This is a genomic window from Streptomyces sp. NPDC041124 (assembly GCF_055592385.1).
In genome coordinates, this window is the sequence record NZ_JBVIYR010000004.1 from 660634 (window position 1) to 677908 (window position 17275).

The 17275-nt window shown below is 71.8% G+C and carries 11 protein-coding genes; 3 read left to right on the forward strand and 8 right to left on the reverse strand.

Translation table 11 applies throughout. The features are described from left to right. Window positions 1-178: 178 nt before the first annotated feature. Together ACZ6A9_RS14555 and nrdR are read right to left on the reverse strand one after the other, a co-directional pair. Entirely contained in the window at window positions 179-3073 is a 2895-nt protein-coding gene (locus ACZ6A9_RS14555; RefSeq protein ID WP_468984447.1) for a vitamin B12-dependent ribonucleotide reductase, read from the reverse strand. 167 nt (window positions 3074-3240) lie between these two features. Next, window positions 3241-3798 carry a transcriptional regulator NrdR gene (gene nrdR / locus ACZ6A9_RS14560; protein WP_468984449.1) on the reverse strand — a complete coding sequence of 186 codons (558 nt, stop codon included), beginning with the start codon at window positions 3796-3798 and terminating at the stop codon, window positions 3241-3243. A gap of 518 nt (window positions 3799-4316) precedes the next feature. Between nrdR and lexA the strand changes: the two genes are divergently transcribed. Beyond that, a complete protein-coding gene (lexA, locus tag ACZ6A9_RS14565; RefSeq protein ID WP_468984452.1) occupies window positions 4317-5096 on the forward strand; it encodes a transcriptional repressor LexA in 780 nt (259 codons plus the stop codon). 179 nt (window positions 5097-5275) lie between these two features. Here the strand turns inward: lexA and ACZ6A9_RS14570 are convergent, their stop codons facing one another. The 3 genes from ACZ6A9_RS14570 to ACZ6A9_RS14580 form a co-directional block, all read right to left on the reverse strand. Then, window positions 5276-7288: an ATP-dependent DNA helicase gene (locus ACZ6A9_RS14570; RefSeq protein ID WP_468984454.1), complete on the reverse strand. Its 2013-nt coding sequence runs from the start codon at window positions 7286-7288 to the stop codon at window positions 5276-5278. A gap of 126 nt (window positions 7289-7414) precedes the next feature. Next, window positions 7415-8086: a GNAT family N-acetyltransferase gene (locus ACZ6A9_RS14575; RefSeq protein ID WP_468984618.1), complete on the reverse strand. Its 672-nt coding sequence runs from the start codon at window positions 8084-8086 to the stop codon at window positions 7415-7417. Next, on the reverse strand, window positions 7981-9837 hold the full coding sequence (locus tag ACZ6A9_RS14580; protein WP_468984457.1) for an IucA/IucC family protein: 1857 nt from the start codon (window positions 9835-9837) through the stop codon (window positions 7981-7983). Before ACZ6A9_RS14580 ends, ACZ6A9_RS14575 begins: the two co-directional genes overlap by 106 nt. A gap of 366 nt (window positions 9838-10203) precedes the next feature. Here ACZ6A9_RS14580 and ACZ6A9_RS14585 point away from each other — a divergent pair, with 366 nt between their 5' ends. Then, a complete protein-coding gene (locus ACZ6A9_RS14585) occupies window positions 10204-11424 on the forward strand; it encodes a trypsin-like serine peptidase (RefSeq protein ID WP_468984459.1) in 1221 nt (406 codons plus the stop codon). 84 nt (window positions 11425-11508) lie between these two features. Then, complete coding sequence (locus ACZ6A9_RS14590; RefSeq protein WP_468984462.1) at window positions 11509-11688, forward strand: hypothetical protein; 180 nt, start codon at window positions 11509-11511, stop codon at window positions 11686-11688. A gap of 67 nt (window positions 11689-11755) precedes the next feature. Here ACZ6A9_RS14590 and hflX read toward each other — a convergent pair whose 3' ends face one another. The 3 genes from hflX to ACZ6A9_RS14605 all read right to left on the reverse strand — a co-directional run bounded on the left by hflX (window position 11756) and on the right by ACZ6A9_RS14605 (window position 17192). Then, window positions 11756-13249: a GTPase HflX gene (gene hflX / locus ACZ6A9_RS14595; RefSeq protein ID WP_468984464.1), complete on the reverse strand. Its 1494-nt coding sequence runs from the start codon at window positions 13247-13249 to the stop codon at window positions 11756-11758. A gap of 157 nt (window positions 13250-13406) precedes the next feature. Continuing rightward, a complete protein-coding gene (locus ACZ6A9_RS14600; RefSeq protein WP_468984467.1) occupies window positions 13407-14930 on the reverse strand; it encodes a M1 family metallopeptidase in 1524 nt (507 codons plus the stop codon). Between the two features lie 99 nt (window positions 14931-15029). After that, window positions 15030-17192 (reverse strand): RelA/SpoT family protein, encoded by a 2163-nt coding sequence (locus ACZ6A9_RS14605; RefSeq protein WP_468984470.1) that lies wholly within the window; start codon window positions 17190-17192, stop codon window positions 15030-15032. Window positions 17193-17275: the final 83 nt, after the last annotated feature.

Below are 17275 nucleotides of genomic sequence, written 5' to 3' on the forward strand. Positions count from 1 at the left end.
GGATGGGCCAGGCCGACGTAGCGCACCGCGATTGGCTGCGTGATGCCGAACCAACCCCGAGACCTCCCCGACGGGGCGCACGCGGCCGGCCGGTGTCCCGGACACGCCGAGGGCGGTGGCGCCGGAACCGGCGCCACCGCCCTGACCGGGCACTCTCGTGCCCGGACTGTTCCTGATGTCAGCTGCAGCCGCTCGTCGAGCCGCAGCCCTCGCAGATGTAGCAGGAACCGGCCCGCTGCATCTTCGTACCGCAGGAGAAGCACAGCGGGGCGTCCGCCTGGATGCCCAGCTGCATCTCGACCAGCTCGGCGCTGGTGTGGGCCTGCTTCGGGGCGGGCTTGACCGCCTCGGCCTCGGCCTTCGGTGCGGCGACCGCCTTCAGTTCCTGGGCCAGCGGCGCCGACTGGGCGAGGCCCTCGACGTCCAGCTCGTCGTCGGACGGCTCGTACGAACCGGTCTCCAGGTGACGCTGACGCTCCTCGGCGGAGTGGATGCCGAGCGCGGAGCGCGTCTCGAAGGGCAGGAAGTCCAGCGCCAGGCGGCGGAAGATGTAGTCGACGATCGACTGCGCCATCCGCACGTCCGGGTCGTCCGTCATGCCGGCCGGCTCGAAGCGCATGTTGGTGAACTTCGAGACGTACGTCTCCAGCGGCACGCCGTACTGCAGGCCCACGGAGACGGCGATGGAGAAGGCGTCCATCATGCCGGCGAGGGTGGAGCCCTGCTTGGACATCTTCAGGAAGACCTCGCCGAGACCGTCGTCCGGGTAGGAATTGGCGGTCATGTAGCCCTCGGCGCCACCGACCGTGAAGGAGGTGGTGATGCCGGGACGGCCCTTGGGGAGACGCTTGCGGACCGGGCGGTACTCGACCACCTTCTCGACCGCGGCGCGGATCGTCTCCTCGGCCTTCTCGGTGACCTCGGCCTTCTCCTTCTCCTTGGTCTTCGCGGAGAGCGGCTGGCCGACCTTGCAGTTGTCGCGGTAGATCGCGAGCGCCTTGACGCCGAGCTTCCAGGCCTCGAAGTAGATCTCCTCGACCTCCTCGACGGTCGCCGACTCCGGCATGTTGACCGTCTTGGAGATGGCGCCGGAGATCCAGGGCTGGATGGCGGCCATCATGCGGACGTGACCCATCGGGGAGATGGCCCGCTCGCCCATGGCGCAGTCGAAGACCTCGTAGTGCTCCGGCTTGAGGCCGGGGGCGTCGATCACGTTGCCGTTCTCGGCGATGTGGGCGACGATCGCCTCGATCTGCTCCTCCTGGTAGCCCAGGCGGCGCAGGGCCTGCGGGACGGTGCCGTTGACGATCTGCATGGAGCCGCCGCCGACGAGCTTCTTGAACTTGACCAGCGCCAGGTCCGGCTCGACACCGGTGGTGTCGCAGGACATCGCCAGACCGATGGTGCCGGTCGGGGCGAGCACGGACGCCTGTGCGTTGCGGAAGCCGTTCTTCTCGCCGACGCGGACCACGTCCTGCCATGCCTCGGTGGCCGCGGCCCACACCGGGGTGTCCAGGTCGTCCATGCGCACGGCCGTGCCGTTGGCGTCGGCGTGCTGCCTCATGACGCGCTTGTGGGCGTCGGCGTTGCGCGCGTAGCCGTCGTACGGGCCGACGATCGCGGCGAGTTCGGCGGAGCGCCGGTACGCCGTGCCGGTCATCAGGGAGGTGATGGCACCGGCGAGGGCGCGGCCTCCGTCGGAGTCGTAGGCGTGGCCGGTCGCCATCAGCAGGGCGCCGAGGTTGGCGTAGCCGATGCCGAGCTGGCGGAAGGCGCGGGTGTTCTCGCCGATCTTCTCGGTCGGGAAGTCCGCGAAGCAGATCGAGATGTCCATCGCGGTGATGACCAGCTCGACGACCTTCTGGAAGCGCTCGGTCTCGAAGGACTGGTTGCCCAGGCCGTCGTCCTTGAGGAACTTCATCAGGTTCAGCGAGGCCAGGTTGCAGGACGTGTTGTCCAGGTGCATGTACTCGCTGCACGGGTTCGACGCGGTGATCCGGCCGGACTCGGGGCAGGTGTGCCAGTTGTTGATGACCCCGTCGTACTGGATGCCCGGGTCGGCGCAGGCCCACGCGGCCTCGGCGATCTTGCGGAAGAGGGCCTTGGCGTCGACCTCCTCGATGACCTCGCCGGTCATCCGGGCGCGCAGCCCGAACTTGCCGCCCTGCTCGACCGCGCGCATGAACTCGTCGTTCACGCGGACCGAGTTGTTGGCGTTCTGGTACTGGACGGAGGCGATGTCGTCGCCGCCCAGGTCCATGTCGAAGCCCGCGTCGCGCAGGACGCGGATCTTCTCCTCCTCCTTGACCTTCGTCTCGACGAAGTCCTCGATGTCCGGGTGGTCCACGTCGAGGACGACCATCTTGGCCGCGCGGCGGGTGGCGCCACCGGACTTGATCGTGCCGGCGGAGGCGTCGGCCCCGCGCATGAAGGAGACCGGTCCTGAGGCGTTGCCGCCGGAGGAGAGCAGCTCCTTGGAGGAGCGGATCCGGGAAAGGTTCAGGCCGGCTCCGGAGCCGCCCTTGAAGATCATGCCCTCTTCCTTGTACCAGTCGAGGATCGACTCCATGGAGTCGTCGACGGACAGGATGAAGCAGGCGGAGACCTGCTGCGGCTGGGGCGTGCCCACGTTGAACCACACGGGGCTGTTGAAGCTGAAGATCTGGTGCAGGAGGGCGTACGCCAGCTCGTGCTCGAAGATCTCGGCGTCGGCGGGCGAGGCGAAGTACGTGTAGTCCTCACCGGCCTTCCGGTACGTCTTCACGATGCGGTCGATCAGCTGCCTGAGGCCGGTCTCGCGCTGCGGGGTGCCCACGGCACCGCGGAAGTACTTGCTGGTCACGATGTTGACCGCGTTCACCGACCAGAAGTCGGGGAACTCCACGCCGCGCTGCTCGAAGTTGACCGAGCCGTCGCGCCAGTTGGTCATGACGACGTCACGGCGTTCCCAGGTCACCTCGTCGTAGGGGTGGACTCCCGGGGTGGTGTGGATGCGCTCGACCCGCAGCCCCTTGCCGGTCTTGTTGCCCTTGGCTCGGGAACTCCGTGCCGGACCGCTCGCCGTCTCTGTCATGCCGCCTCCCTGGTACGGGCGAAAACGCCCTGAAGTGCCCCGATTGTTCCCGTGGCACGGTGTTCTGTCTGGTGCTGCGGGCGCCCACTCGCCTGCCCGCAACGGGTCTTCTCATCGCCGCCGCCCGGCCGGTCCCCGTGTCCTGACGCCCGGGGCCGGCCCGCCGGTCAGCCGGCGGCGGGAGCGGGCCGGGGAACCTGGACGGTTTCCCCGGACCCGCCGTCTTCTTCCTGGCTCCCCGGAACGGCCCCGACGCCGTCCCCGTCGCCCTCGGCGGGCCGCTCCGCACGCCGGAGTTCCGCGATCGCGGCCTCGAAGTCGTCCAGCGAGTCGAACGCCCGGTAGACGGACGCGAACCGCAGGTAGGCGACGAGGTCGAGTTCCTGCAACGGGCCGAGTATGGCCAGCCCCACGTCGTGGGTGGTCAGCTCGGCACTCCCGGTGGCCCGCACCGCCTCCTCGACCCGCTGGCCGAGCTGGGCGAGGGCGTCCTCGGTGACGGGCCGCCCCTGGCAGGCCTTGCGCACACCGTTGATGACCTTGGTGCGGCTGAACGGTTCGGTGACCCCGGACCGCTTGACCACCATGAGCGAACACGTCTCCACGGTGGTGAAACGACGGGAGCAGTCCGGACACTGGCGGCGCCTGCGGATCGACGTGCCGTCGTCGGTCGTACGGCTGTCGACGACACGGCTGTCGGGGTGCCTGCAGAAGGGGCAGTGCATGAACTCCCAACCCTCCTCACAGCAGACTCGATGGCCTCGCAGGCCCTCAGGAGCCTCACGAAGCAGCACCAGCATAGGCGATCGCGGAGGGCCCGAAGACCCGGGGGACCACAACTTCTGGGCTGCTGCCGCAATCCAACCACTAGATGTGGGGATTGGCTCATACATTCACGCTCTGCACGCGTGTCACTTACGCACCGGAACCGGGCGCCGTGCGACAGGGTGTACCCCTGCCCCGAAGAGGAGGAGGCATGCGACTCGGGGAGGAAGCCGGGGCCGCTTCCCGCTCACGGGGGCGCCCGATGGCAGACTGGGGCCGACAACCCGCAAGGTCATCGCCTCGGCGGTGAAGAGTACAACAATAGGCCCGTTTGTCCGGCCGGAAGCGTGGCGACCGATACACCTCGGCGAAAGCTCGCGTACCGCAATTCGCGATTTTTCACTCGAACGTGTGTTTGGCGCAACCTTTCGAAAGCATCTACCGTTGTGCTGCAGGGAGACCATCGAGAGGGGCCGACGTGACCACCACCGCAGACAGTGCCGCCATCACCGCCCAGGACCACTCCCAGGGCCGGCTCGAGCCGGTGCACGCGATGAACGAAGCCGTGCATCCCGAGGGGCCCAAGCGCTCCCTGCCGGGCCGACCTCCCGGCATCCGGGCGGACAGTTCCGGACTCACCGACCGCCAGCGCCGGGTGATCGAGGTCATCAGGGACTCGGTGCAGCGACGGGGCTACCCGCCGTCGATGCGCGAGATCGGCCAGGCGGTGGGACTCTCCAGCACCTCCTCGGTGGCACACCAGCTCATGGCGCTCGAGCGCAAGGGCTTCCTGCGCCGCGACCCACACCGCCCCCGTGCCTACGAGGTGCGCGGCTCCGACCAGGCCGCCTCCGTGCAGCCCACCGACACCGCTGGCAAGCCGGCCGCCTCCTACGTACCGCTGGTCGGCCGTATCGCCGCCGGTGGTCCGATCCTCGCCGAGGAGTCCGTCGAGGACGTCTTCCCGCTGCCGCGGCAGCTCGTCGGGGACGGCGAGCTGTTCGTGCTCAAGGTCGTGGGCGACTCCATGATCGAGGCCGCGATCTGCGACGGGGACTGGGTCACGGTCCGCCGCCAGCCGGTCGCGGAGAACGGCGACATCGTGGCGGCGATGCTCGACGGCGAGGCGACCGTCAAGCGCTTCAAGCGCGAGGACGGCCATGTGTGGCTCCTCCCGCACAACGCCGCCTACGAGCCGATCCCCGGCGACGACGCGACCATCCTCGGCAAGGTGGTGGCCGTACTGCGCCGCGTCTGAGCACAGCGCGGGACCGGCCTCGGCCCCGCTCCCTGACCGGGCCCCGGAACCCCTGCGCCGGTTCCGGGGTCCTGTGTTGTCCGGATCCCGGCCGGCGCCACGTGACGATCCTGTCGGGACCGCCCCGCCGGCATCACGTGACGGTGGTGTGCCGCCGGCGACACGGCACACCACCGGAATCACTCCGCGCCGGTCCGCTCCCGTGCCCCGGCTTCCTCCTCGGTCTCCGCGCGCACAGCCGCAGCGTCGATGGCGGCGAGCGACTTCCTGACCTGGTTGCGGTCCGTGGTGTACCAGAAATCGGGCAGTGACGCCTTCAGATAGCTGCCGTAGCGGGCGGTGGCCAGCCGCTGGTCCAGTACGGCCACCACGCCCCGGTCCCCCGACGCGCGGACGAGACGGCCGGCGCCCTGCGCCATGAGCAGCGCGGCGTGGGTCGCGGCGACCGCCATGAAACCGTTGCCGCCCGCCTCCTCCACGGCCTTCTGGCGGGCGCTCATCAGGGGATCGTCCGGACGCGGGAACGGGATCTTGTCCATGACCACCAGCTGACAGCTGGGGCCCGGCACGTCGACGCCCTGCCAGAGCGACAGCGTGCCGAAGAGGCAGGTCTTCGGGTCGGCCGCGAAGTTCTTGATCAGCTCGCCGAGCGTCTCCTCGCCCTGGAGGAGGATGGGGAACTCCGGAATGCGGGAGCGCAGCTCCTCGGCGGCCAGCTGCGCGGCCCGCATCGAGGAGAAAAGCCCCAGGGTGCGGCCGCCCGCCGCCTGGATCAGCTCCGTGAGCTCGTCCAGCATGTCCGCGCGGTCCCCGTCACGGGCCGGGCGGGCCAGGTGCTTCGCGACGTACAGGATGCCCTGCCTGGGGTAGTCGAACGGTGAGCCGACGTCCACCCCCTTCCACTGCGGGAGGTCGTCGCCCTCGACGCCCTCGGGGCCGAGCCCCAGCGACGCCCCCACACCGTTGAAGTCGCCGCCCAGCTTCAGCGTCGCGGAGGTCAGGACGACGGAGCGGTCGGTGAAGAGCTTCTCCCGCAGCAGGCCCGACACGGACATGGGGGCGACGCGCAGCGACGCCCCGAAGCGGTCATGGCGCTCGTACCAGACGACGTCCCACTCCGAGCCGTTGGTGATCCGCTCGGCCACGTCGTGCACGCCCTCCACCGAGGCCAGTGCCTGCTTGCGGACCGCGTCCTCGTCCTGGACGGACCGGTCGCGGGTGCCGCCGATCGCGGAGATGACGGTCCGGCACGCGTCGCGCAACGCCATGAGCGCGTAGCCGAGGTCCTCAGGGATCTCCTCCAGGCGGCCCGGGAGGGCCAGCTCCATCAGCCGTTCGAACCCTTCGGCGGCGGTCTGGAGCTGGTCCGCCGCCTTCTCGTCGACCAGCTTCGCCGCACGCCGCACCGCCCGGTTGACCTGCCCGGGAGTGAGCTCCCCGGTGGCGACCCCGGTGACCCGGGAGACCAGCTCGTGGGCCTCGTCGACGATGAGCACCTCGTGCTGCGGCAGCACCGGGGCGCCCTCGATGGCGTCGATGGCGAGCAGGGCGTGGTTGGTGACGACCACCTCGGCCAGCTTGGCGCGCTCGCGGGCGGACTCGGCGAAGCACTCGGCTCCGTACGCGCACTTCGTGGCACCGAGGCACTCCCGCGACGACACCGACACCTGGGACCAGGCCCGGTCGGACACACCCGGCGTGAGGTCGTCCCGGTCGCCGGTCTCCGTCTCGTCCGACCAGTCGCGCAGGCGCAGCAGGTCCTGGCCCAGCTTGCTGGTGGGGGCCGCCGCCTCGAACTGGTCGAACAGCCCCTCCTCCTCGTCCTGCGGCGCGCCCTCGTGCAACCGGTGCAGGCACAGGTAGTTGGAGCGGCCCTTGAGCATCGCGAACTCCGGGCGCCGGCGCAGCAGCGGATGCAGCGACTCGACCGTGCGAGGCAGGTCCCGCTCGACGAGCTGGCGCTGCAGGGCCAGGGTCGCCGTCGCCACCACCACACGCTCCCCGTGTGCGAGCGCGGGCACCAGGTAGCCCAGGGACTTTCCGGTGCCGGTGCCGGCCTGGACCAGCAGATGGCCGCCGTCGTCGATCGTCTCGGCGACGGCTTCGGCCATGGTCACCTGGCCGGGGCGCTCCGTGCCGCCGACGGCGGCGACGGCGGCGTGCAGGAGTTCGGGGAGTGAGGGCTTCGTCATAGCGCGACCACCCTACGGCCCGGCACTGACATTCGTGCGATCACGGCGAGGGAGGGGGATGCGATCAAGACGAGGTCTCCTCGGTCGGGTCGGGGAGGGACGTGCCCGGGGGCGTGGAGGGGAGGGTTACAGCACATGGCGCAGGGACCGGTCCCTGACCATGAGGGCGGCCCGCTTGGCCGGCAGATCGGCCTCGGCGAAGAAGCGGAAGCCCGCCTTGAGGAACGCGGTGACGGAAGGGACGTTGCGCACGTCGGGTTCCGCGACGACCCGGGCGGAGGAGGGCCGGTGGTCGAGGGCGAGATCGGCGACGGTCCTGAGCAGGATCCCCCCGAGGCCCCGGCCCCGGTCGCCGGCCGGACCGATGAGGACGTGGAGGCCGGTGTCGTGGGGCCGGGCCGGGTAGTGGCGGGCCAGGGGGTCGAGGTCGGCGCGGTAGATCTCCCAGTAGCTCATGGGCGTGCCGTCCAGGAGGCCCAGGCAGGGGACGCTGTGGCCGTCGCCGGTGAGCTGGGCCCGGACGTGGTCGGCGGTCCGGTCGGGAGGCCCGGCCAGTTCCCAGAACGCGGCGACGGCCGGGTCGTTCATCCACCGCGTGAGCAGGGGAAGGTCTCGTTCGGCCCGGACGGGGACGAGCCGGAACGGGCCCGCGGGCGTCGTGGCCGGGCCCCAGCCGGAGAGCTCGCGGACCGTCATGGGTGCAGTGGGTTGGCGATGGTGACGTAGACGGACTGGGTGTCGACCGGGCCGACGAGTTCGTCGAGGCCGTGCAGGCGGGTCAGCAGGTTGGCCTTGCAGCGCAGGACGGGTGAGTCCAGGAGGAGCGCGGGCAGCGTGCCGCGGGTGCGGGCCGGTCCTGCCTGGACCTCGGTCAGGAACCGGCGGAAGGCGGCGAGCAGCAGCCGTTCGTCGGCGAGGTGCTGGGAGCCGAGGGCGCCGATCAGCCCGAGGACGTTGTTGATGCCCAGGTAGTAGGCGAAGCGTTCGTCGGTGACGTGGTCGGGGACGAAGGTGTCGCTGTGCTCGCCGATGCCGGGCAGCCGGGCGTCGAGTTCCGTGCGCCGGGACGCGCGGAAGTAGTAGCCCTGGTTGTCCCGGTAGCGGCCGCCCGCGGGCCAGCCGTCGGTGTCCAGCAGGACCAGCGTGTTCTGCTGGTGCGCCTCCAGGGCGACGCCAGCCGCTCCGTCCAGCCAGAGCACGGGCCGCACGACGTGTTCGAGGTAGCGCAGGAACCACTCGGCGGCGACGGCCCCGGGCGGCCGCCCCGTCCGGGCGGCGAGGCTCAGGACGATCTCGGCGAGCCGGGACCTCATGGCTCCGCCGCGGCGGGGGCGCGGCGAGAGGAGTCCGGCGACGCACGCGACGTCGTCGTGCGGCCCGAACGGGTTGTGCCGGATCACCAGGTCCAGTCCGGGCAGGGGGTCGCCGCCGGGCCGCTGCACGGCGAGCCAGGCCGGGTCGCGGACGATGTCGAAACCGGGGTGCGCGGCCCGCCACTGCCGGGACAGCCCGGTGCGCAGCAGCCGGTGGACCTCGACGCCGCGGTGGAGTTCCTTGCGGAGGTTCTCCCGGCGGGAGTTGGTGATGCGCAGGGCCAGTGACAGCTTGAGCATGGCCGGGGCGCCGGTGCGGTGGACGGTGCGCACGGACGAGGTGGGGTGCCAGGGGGCGCCGTGGCCGCCGAGGTCGCGGAGCAGCCCGGCGTCGAGCAGTCCGGCGACGTCGGGGCGGTGACGGACCTGGCCCAGTTGCCAGGGGTGGACGGGCAGGGCCGCGTATCCGTCGGGCAGGCGCAGGCCGGGGCCGGCGAGCCGTTCCGTCAGGCGGGGTGCGGCGACGGGGCGTCCGCGCTCGGTCCACGCGGAGTCGGCGGCGAGCAGCGAGGGGGCTACGGCCAGCCAGTGCAGCGGGAAGGAGCCGCGCAGCTCGGGTGAGTACCGTTCGGCCTCGGTGTCGGAGAGGTCCTCGCGGCTCTTCGGGGCCGGGTGCAGCGGATGCCCGAGGACGAGTGCCTGCTCGGCGGCGAGGAAGAGGTCGGGGTGGTCGTCCGGGTGCTCGCGCCGTGCGGTGACGAAGGCGGTGACACGGCGGACGGAGTCGGCGACGCGCGAGGTGAGGTCGGTGCTGTCTCCGCCCACCGGACGCGACGGGGCCGCGGCGACGGCGGTCTCCCTCGCCAGGAGCGCGGCCAGTGCGACGGCGTCCAGTGGCGGGGCAGGATCCGGGGCGCCGGCCAGGCGGGGCGGCCCGAAGCGGTGCAGACCGGCCGGTGACCAGTACAGCACGGGGACGAGCAGGGCCGTGCCGCTCGCGGGCAGGGGGATCCGCAGGACGTCACCGCCCGGTGCCGGGAGGTCCAACTCCCGTACCCAGCAGCGCAGGAGGTTCTCGCCGGCCGCCGCCTGGGCCACCCGGCGCGGGTCGGGCTGTTCCAGCGGGCAGGGGGCGCCGCCCCCGCCGCCCCGGAGCCGGGTGGTGCCGGGCGGTTTCGCCTCCTGGTGCGGGAGCGGTGAGTCGGTGCGGGCGGCCGGGGCGGGGGACGTGTGCAAGGCGGGACCTCGTGCGTGATGAGGGGGCGAGGCATCGACGGGCAGGGCTCCGCCTGCGGACGGCGGACCCCCACCGCTACCAACAGCGGGCCGCGCACCGGGTTACGGGTCGCCGCGGCTTCCTCGGCCGGGCCGGGCGGCCGCCCGGCGGCCATGGCGCTCCGGACCGGTGGTCTGCCTGACGACCGACCAGGTCAGGTGGCTTGTAGCCGAACCGTTGCCGTTCCGTCGGGTGTCCCCCACAGCGAGCGCATAGTGTGTGGTGCCGTTCCCGGCGGCCGTGGGAGCGCCTGCGAACTCCATGCGGTTCTCGGGTGTGAGGACGGCCGCAGCACCATGTTCGTTCATCTCAGGGGGAGTCAGATCATGCGATCCATACGGCCGTCGTCCACTGTTCGCCGAGAGGGGCGGGCCCGGCGCAGAACCTCCCCCGTGCTGGCTTCCGTGGCCCTCGTCTCCGCGCTCGCCCTCACCGTCACCGCCTGCGGCTCGGGCGACACCGACGTGAGCGCCGACGCTTCCACCACCGCGGCGGCCGACGACGGCAAGCTGCAGATCCCCTCCGACCTCAGGGACCGGCTGAAGGAACACGGGATCGACATCGACAAGTGGCGGGACGGCGCCTGGAAGAACTGGGACAAGGACGACTGGCTGCGTGAGGCGCAGGACTACGTCAATCCCATCATCGAGGACCTGTGGGACCCGGACCGCATGCGCGACGCCGAGCAGCCGGAGCAGGAGGTCGACGAGAGCGACATCTCCGGCGACCAGGGCGTGACCGACCCCACGCCGCAGCCGGTGCGGGCGGAGGCCGTTCCGGCGTCGTACCGGGCCAACGCGCCCGAAGCGGGGAAGGTGTTCTTCGACTCCCCCGAGGGCACGATGGTCTGCTCGGCGACCGTGGTGCAGGACCCGGCCAACCCGGGCAAGTCCAACATGGTGTGGACGGCGGGCCACTGTGTGCACGCCGGCAAGAAGGGCGGCTGGTACCGCAACATCGCCTTCGTGCCGTCGTACAACGACGCGGGCAAGTCGGCGCAGGAGCTCAAGGGCGCGTCCAAGGAGGATTACGCTCCGCACGGTGTGTGGTGGGGCGACTGGGTGCAGACCTCGGACCAGTGGATCGAGCAGGGCGGCGCCACCGGTGGTGACGGCGCCTCGTACGACTTCGCGGTCATGCATGTGACGCCGGAGAAGGGCGGCGACGGCAAGTCGCTGGAGGAGACGGTCGGTTCGGCGCTGCCGGTGGACTTCGCCGCTCCCGCGGTGACCGACATGCAGGAGATGACGGCGACCGGCTACCCGGCCGCCGCGCCGTACGACGGCGAGACGCTGTACCGGTGCGCGGACAAGCCCGGCCGGCTGTCGCTCGCCGCGGACGACCCGACGATGTACCGCATCGGGTGCAGCATGACCGCGGGTTCGTCCGGTGGCGGCTGGGTCACGACGGGTTCGGACGGCAAGCCGGCCCTGGTGTCCAACACCTCCATCGGCCCGGTGACGTCGGGCTGGCTGGCGGGCCCGCGTCTCGGCGACGAGGCCAAGGGCGTGTACGACGCGGTCAGCGGGAAGTTCGCCGGTCGGTGACCGGCGGTCCGGTCCGGGTGCCGCCGCGCTCCCGGACCGGACCGGGGCGCGGCACACTGTTCGTTCGTACCCACGGGGGTCATCGTGGCAGGCGTTCCGCACGCACGCCCGCTCCCCACGGGCGAGGACGTACGTCGTCGCACCGTCCTCGCCGCCACCGCGCCGGCCGCCGTCCTGGCGCTCACCGCCACCGCGTGCGGCGGCAGCGAGAAGGACGGGGCGAGCGACAAGCCCGGCAGGACGGCGGCTGGAACCGGCCGGTGATCCGGAAGCGCACGAAGGCCCTCCCCGCGGTGAGCGCGGGGAGGGCCTTTCTTCCGTGCCGGGCGGGTCAGCCGGCCGCGGCGGGGGCGAACGGCGTGAGTTCCGCCGCCAGCTCCTCGTGCACCCGGACCTTGAGCAGGGTGCCCTCCGCGGTGTGCTCCTCGGAGATCACCTCGCCCTCGTCGTGGGCGCGGGCGACCAGCTTGCCGTGGGTGTACGGCACGAGCGCCTCGATCTCCACCGAGGGGCGGGGCAGCTCGTTGTCGATGAGCGCGAGCAGCTCCTCGATGCCCCGGCCGGTGCGGGCCGAGACGGCGATGGAGCGCTTCTCCACCCGCAGCAGCCGCTGAAGGGTCAGCGGGTCGGCCGCGTCCGCCTTGTTGATCACGACGATCTCGGGCACGCCGGTGGCGCCGACGTCCCTGATCACCTCGCGCACGGCGGCGAGCTGCTCCTCGGGGACCGGGTGCGAGCCGTCCACTACGTGCAGGATCAGGTCGGCGTCGCCGACCTCCTCCATCGTGGAGCGGAACGCCTCGACCAGGTGGTGCGGCAGGTGCCGGACGAAGCCGACGGTGTCGGCCAGCGTGTACAGCCGGCCGCTCGGGGTCTCGGCCCGGCGCACGGTCGGGTCGAGGGTGGCGAACAGGGCGTTCTCGACCAGGACGCCCGCGCCCGTGAGGCGGTTGAGCAGCGAGGACTTGCCGGCGTTGGTGTAGCCCGCGATGGCCACGGACGGCACCTTGTTGCGGCGGCGCTCCTGGCGCTTGATCTCGCGGCCGGTCTTCATCTCCGCGATCTCACGGCGCATCTTCGCCATCTTCTCGCGGATCCGCCGCCGGTCCGTCTCGATCTTGGTCTCACCGGGGCCGCGGGTGGCGAGCCCGCCGCCCTTGCCGCCGCCCATCTGCCGGGACAGCGACTGACCCCAGCCGCGCAGCCGGGGCAGCATGTACTGCATCTGCGCGAGCGCGACCTGCGCCTTGCCCTCTCGGGACTTGGCGTGCTGGGCGAAGATGTCGAGGATCAGGGCCGTACGGTCGATGACCTTGACCTTGACGACGTCCTCGAGGTGGATCAGCTGGCCGGGGCTGAGCTCACCGTCGCAGATGACGGTGTCCGCGCCCGTGTCGAGCACGATGTCACGCAGCTGCTCGGCCTTGCCGGAGCCGATGTAGGTGGCGGCGTCGGGCTTGTCCCGGCGCTGGATCACACCGTCGAGGACGAGGGCGCCGGCCGTCTCCGCGAGGGCGGCGAGCTCCGCTAGGGAGTTGTCCGCGTCCTGCACGGTCCCCGAGGTCCACACTCCGACGAGTACGACGCGCTCCAGGCGGAGCTGCCGGTACTCGACCTCGGTGACGTCCTCGAGCTCGGTGGAGAGGCCGGCGACACGACGCAGCGCCGCCCGCTCGGAGCGGTCGAACTGGTCGCCGTCCCGGTCCGAGTCGATCTCGAGGCTCCAGGCGACGTCCTCTTCCATCAGGGCATCGGCCCGAAGACCTTCGGGATGGCTGTGCGCGAAACGCTTGGTGTCCTGGGAAGGGGAAGAAGAGGAGGTCATTGGGTCCTTACGTCGTGGTGAACCGTGTGTGACGGAGCCGGTCTGCGGGAGGACCTTCCGTCACTGTGCACAACGTCCGGGCGGCCCGGGAGATTCCCGTGCCCGCGCTGTGCGGACCTGACGATGGTCGCACGGCACGGCTCGTCTCGTCATCGTGTTATTCCCGGCTCGCGCCCGCTCGATGCGCGGGCGGTACCGGCCGCCGCGCAGGGGTGGTGTCCCGGGCCGAGGTCCGCCATTCCGGGTGGCCGGGCATCGGCGGGGTGGTGGCGCCGTGGAGCCACGGGTGCAGGAAGCCGGTCAGGTCGCGTCGGGCGGTCTCGGAGGCCAGCCGGACGAAGTCGGAGGTCCCGGCGTTGCCGTCGCGGTGGCGGGTGACCCAGGCGCGTTCCAGGCGTTCGAAGGCGGCGCGGCCGATCTCCTGGCGCAGGGCGTACAGCACGAGCGCGCCGCCGTCGTAGACACCCGGCCGGAAGATGCCGATCTTGCGGCCGGGCTCCGGGGGCAGGGGCGCGGCGGGCGGTCCGCCTGCCGCCCGCCGGACGTCGGAGGCCTGGTAGGCGGCCTTCATCCGGGCCTGAAGGGATCTGCCGCCCCGCTCCTGCGCGTACAGCGCCTCGTACCAGGTGGCGTGTCCCTCGTTGAGCCACAGGTCGGACCAGGTGCGGGGCGTGACACTGTTGCCGAACCACTGGTGGGCCAGCTCGTGCACCATGATCGACTCGACGTACCAGGCGGGGAGGGAGGGGTCGGTGAACAGGTCCCGCTCGAAGAGGGAGAGCGTCTGGGTCTCCAGCGCGAAGCCGATGGACGCGTCGGCCAGGAGCAGGCCGTAGGTCGGGAACGGGTAGGGGCCGACCCTCTCCTCCATCCAGGAGATCTGGCCGGGGGTCCTCGCCAGCCACGGTTCGGCCTCCGCCCGGTGGGCGGCGGGCACGACGTCCCGCAGGGGCAGGCCGTGCGGGCCGGTGCGGTGCACGACCGTGGAACGTCCGATGGAGACCTGCGCGAGTTCGGTCGCCATGGGGTGCAGCGTCCGGTACGTGCGTGTGGTGGCCCCGCGGGTGCGGTCGGTGTCGGCCGGCAGGCCGCTCGCTACGGCCGTGTGGCCGTCCGGGGCCGTGATCCGGAAGGTGAACAGCGCCTTGTCCGACGGGTGGTCGTTGCAGGGGAAGACCAGGTGGGCGGCGTCGGCCTGGTTGGCCAGGGCGAGGCCGTCCGCGGTGCGCACCCAGCCGCCCTCCCGGCCGGCGGCCCTCGGGTCGCTGGTGTGCCGGACGGTGACGCGAGTCTGCCCGCCCCTCCCGAGGCCGTTCCCGGGGGTGATCACCAGGTCCTCGCCGGCTCCGGTGAAGGCCGCGGGGCGTCCGTCGACCTCGACCGAGCGGACCGTGCCGTGGGCGAAGTCGAGGTTGAGCCGGTCGAGGTCGGCGGTGACGCGGGCGTCGATCGTGGTGACGGCTTCGAGCGGCCGGTCGTTGCGGCCGGAATACGTCAGGGCGATGTCGTAGGCGAGCACGTCGTAGCCGGGGTTGCCCAGGTGGGGGAAGAGGTGGTCTCCGATGCCGAGCGGGACGGCGGGGTCGCTCGCGGCGAGCAGGCAGACGGAGACGGCGGAGGCGAGCAGCGCCGTGGCCGCCCTCCGGCGGCGGGGTGCGGGGGCGTGAGGGGTGAGCGGCATGCCCCACGGCTATCAGCGCGCGCGTCATCGACGGTGACGGCGCGCGCCCGACGCACCCGATCGGACAGTCGTACCGCTCGGACGCCCCCGGTACGTCCGTCAGGCGCCCGAGGCCCCCGGCTGGGCCCTGCTCACGTCGAACACCCCGGCCACGTCCCGCATGGCGCGCATCAGGGCGGGGAGGCGGGCGGCGTCGGGCAGCTGCACGGTGTAGGTGTGGCGGACCTGCTGCCGGTCCGGCGGTTCGACGGTGGCGGAGACGATCTCGGCGCCTTCGAGGGCCATGGCCTCGGTGAGGTCCGCGAGCAGATGCGGACGGACGAACGATTCCGCGACCAGGGTGACCCGGCACTCGGCGTTCTCCCCCCAGCGGACACCGACCTCGGCCCGCCCCACGCCCTTCATGCGCGCCACCGCGGCGCACTGCGCACGGTGCACGGTCACCGCACCCCCGCGCACGGCGAAGCCGGTCACCTCGTCCGGCGGTACGGGCGTACAGCAGCCGGCCAGCCGGACGGGCGCGCCGGCCCGGTCGGTCAGGACCTGGGCGGCGGCGGGACGGCCGGAGGTCGCCGCCGGGGTGTCCGACTGCGGCGGGGCGGGGTCCTCGGCGCGGGGCCGGGACGAGGTGTCCGCGTCCGCCGCGGCCGTGTCGTCCCGTGCGGGGTGGGCGGTCAGCCAGCGCTGGATGGCGATCCGCGCCGCCGGGGTGTGCGCGTGCTCCAGCCACTCCCTGGAGGGTTCGCAGGCCGCGTCCTGACCCATGAGCAGCTGGACGGTGTCGCCGTCCCTCAGCACGGTGCTCAGCGTCGCCAGCCGGCCGTTGACCCGGGCCCCGATGCAGGCGTGGGCGTCCTCGCCGTACTGCGCGTAGGCGGCGTCCACGCAGGTCGCCCCGTCGGGCAGGCCCAGCGTGCCCCCGTCGGGGCGGAAGACGGTGATCTCGCGGTCCTGGGCGAGGTCCTCGCGCAGGGTGGACCAGAAGGTGTCGGGGTCGGGTGCGCCCCGCTGCCAGTCGAGCAGCCGGGAGAGCCAGCCGGGCCGGGTGGGGTCGACGCGCTCCCCGTCGCTCGCGGACTGCTCCTCCGGGGCGGCGTAGGGGTTGCCGAGGGCGACGACTCCGGCCTCGGCGACCCTGTGCATCTGGTGGGTGCGGATGAGGACCTCGACCACCTGGCCGTCCGCTCCGGTCACGGCCGTGTGCAGCGACTGGTACAGGTTGAACTTCGGTACCGCGATGAAGTCCTTGAACTCCGAGACGACGGGCGTCAGGCAGGTGTGCAGCTCCCCCAGGACTCCGTAGCAGTCGGCGTCCTCGTTCACCAGCACCAGCAGGCGGCCGAAGTCGGCACCGCGCAGCGGCCCGCGTTTGCGGGACACCCGGTGCACGGAGACGAAGTGCCGTGGGCGGATGAGGACTTCGGCGGTGATGTCCGCCTCGCGGAGCACCTTGCGCACGTCGTCGGCGACGTCGGCGAGCGGGTCGTCCGCACGGGCCGCGTTGCGGACGATCAGCTCACGCGTGTGCTCGTACTCCCCGGGGTGCAGGATCGCGAAGACGAGGTCTTCCAGTTCCGTCTTGAGCGCCTGGACGCCGAGGCGTTCGGCGAGCGGGATCAGCACGTCCCGGGTCACCCGGGCGATGCGTTCCTGCTTCTCGGGGCGCATCACGCCGAGGGTGCGCATGTTGTGCAGCCGGTCGGCGAGTTTGATCGACATCACGCGGACGTCGTTGCCGGTGGCCACCAGCATCTTGCGGAAGGTCTCGGGCTCGGCGGCGGCACCGTAGTCGACCTTCTCCAGTTTGGTGACGCCGTCGACGAGGTAGCGCACCTCCTCGCCGAACTCGTCGCGGACCTGATCCAGCGTCACGTCCGTGTCCTCGACGGTGTCGTGCAGCAGCGATGCGGTCAACGTCGTCGTCTCGGCGCCGAGTTCGGCGAGGATGAGGGTCACGGCGAGCGGGTGGGTGATGTACGGCTCGCCGCTCTTGCGCATCTGTCCGCGGTGCGAGGACTCGGCCAACACGTAGGCACGGCGGAGCTGTTCGAGGTCGGCGTCGGGGTGGTGGGCGCGGTGGGCCTCGACGACGTGCCCGATGGCGTCGGGGAGCCGGTCGCGCGCGGTGGTGCCGAGCAGCGCGGCACGGCCGAGACGGCGCAGGTCGAGCCGGGGGCGGGCCTTCCTGCGTGTTCCCGTGGGTGCGACGTGACCAGATGTCGCAGGGCCTGGGGTCGCGGGATTCACGGCCTCCGCGTTCATGGGCACCTCCGGCTGCGTGGACCGGCGGACGGTGTGCCCCAGGGCGGACTCGGGCTCAGGAGACGGCGTTCGTCCCCGTCCGG

Coding starts and splice junctions, on each gene's coding strand:
- ACZ6A9_RS14585 (WP_468984459.1), top strand. CDS start 10,204: ATGCGATCCATACGGCCGTCGTCCACTGTTCGCCGAGAGGGGCGGGCC.
- ACZ6A9_RS14570 (WP_468984454.1), bottom strand. CDS start 7,288: ATGACGAAGCCCTCACTCCCCGAACTCCTGCACGCCGCCGTCGCCGCC.
- hflX (WP_468984464.1), bottom strand. CDS start 13,249: ATGACCTCCTCTTCTTCCCCTTCCCAGGACACCAAGCGTTTCGCGCAC.
- ACZ6A9_RS14605 (WP_468984470.1), bottom strand. CDS start 17,192: ATGAACGCGGAGGCCGTGAATCCCGCGACCCCAGGCCCTGCGACATCT.
- ACZ6A9_RS14600 (WP_468984467.1), bottom strand. CDS start 14,930: ATGCCGCTCACCCCTCACGCCCCCGCACCCCGCCGCCGGAGGGCGGCC.
- nrdR (WP_468984449.1), bottom strand. CDS start 3,798: ATGCACTGCCCCTTCTGCAGGCACCCCGACAGCCGTGTCGTCGACAGC.
- ACZ6A9_RS14555 (WP_468984447.1), bottom strand. CDS start 3,073: ATGACAGAGACGGCGAGCGGTCCGGCACGGAGTTCCCGAGCCAAGGGC.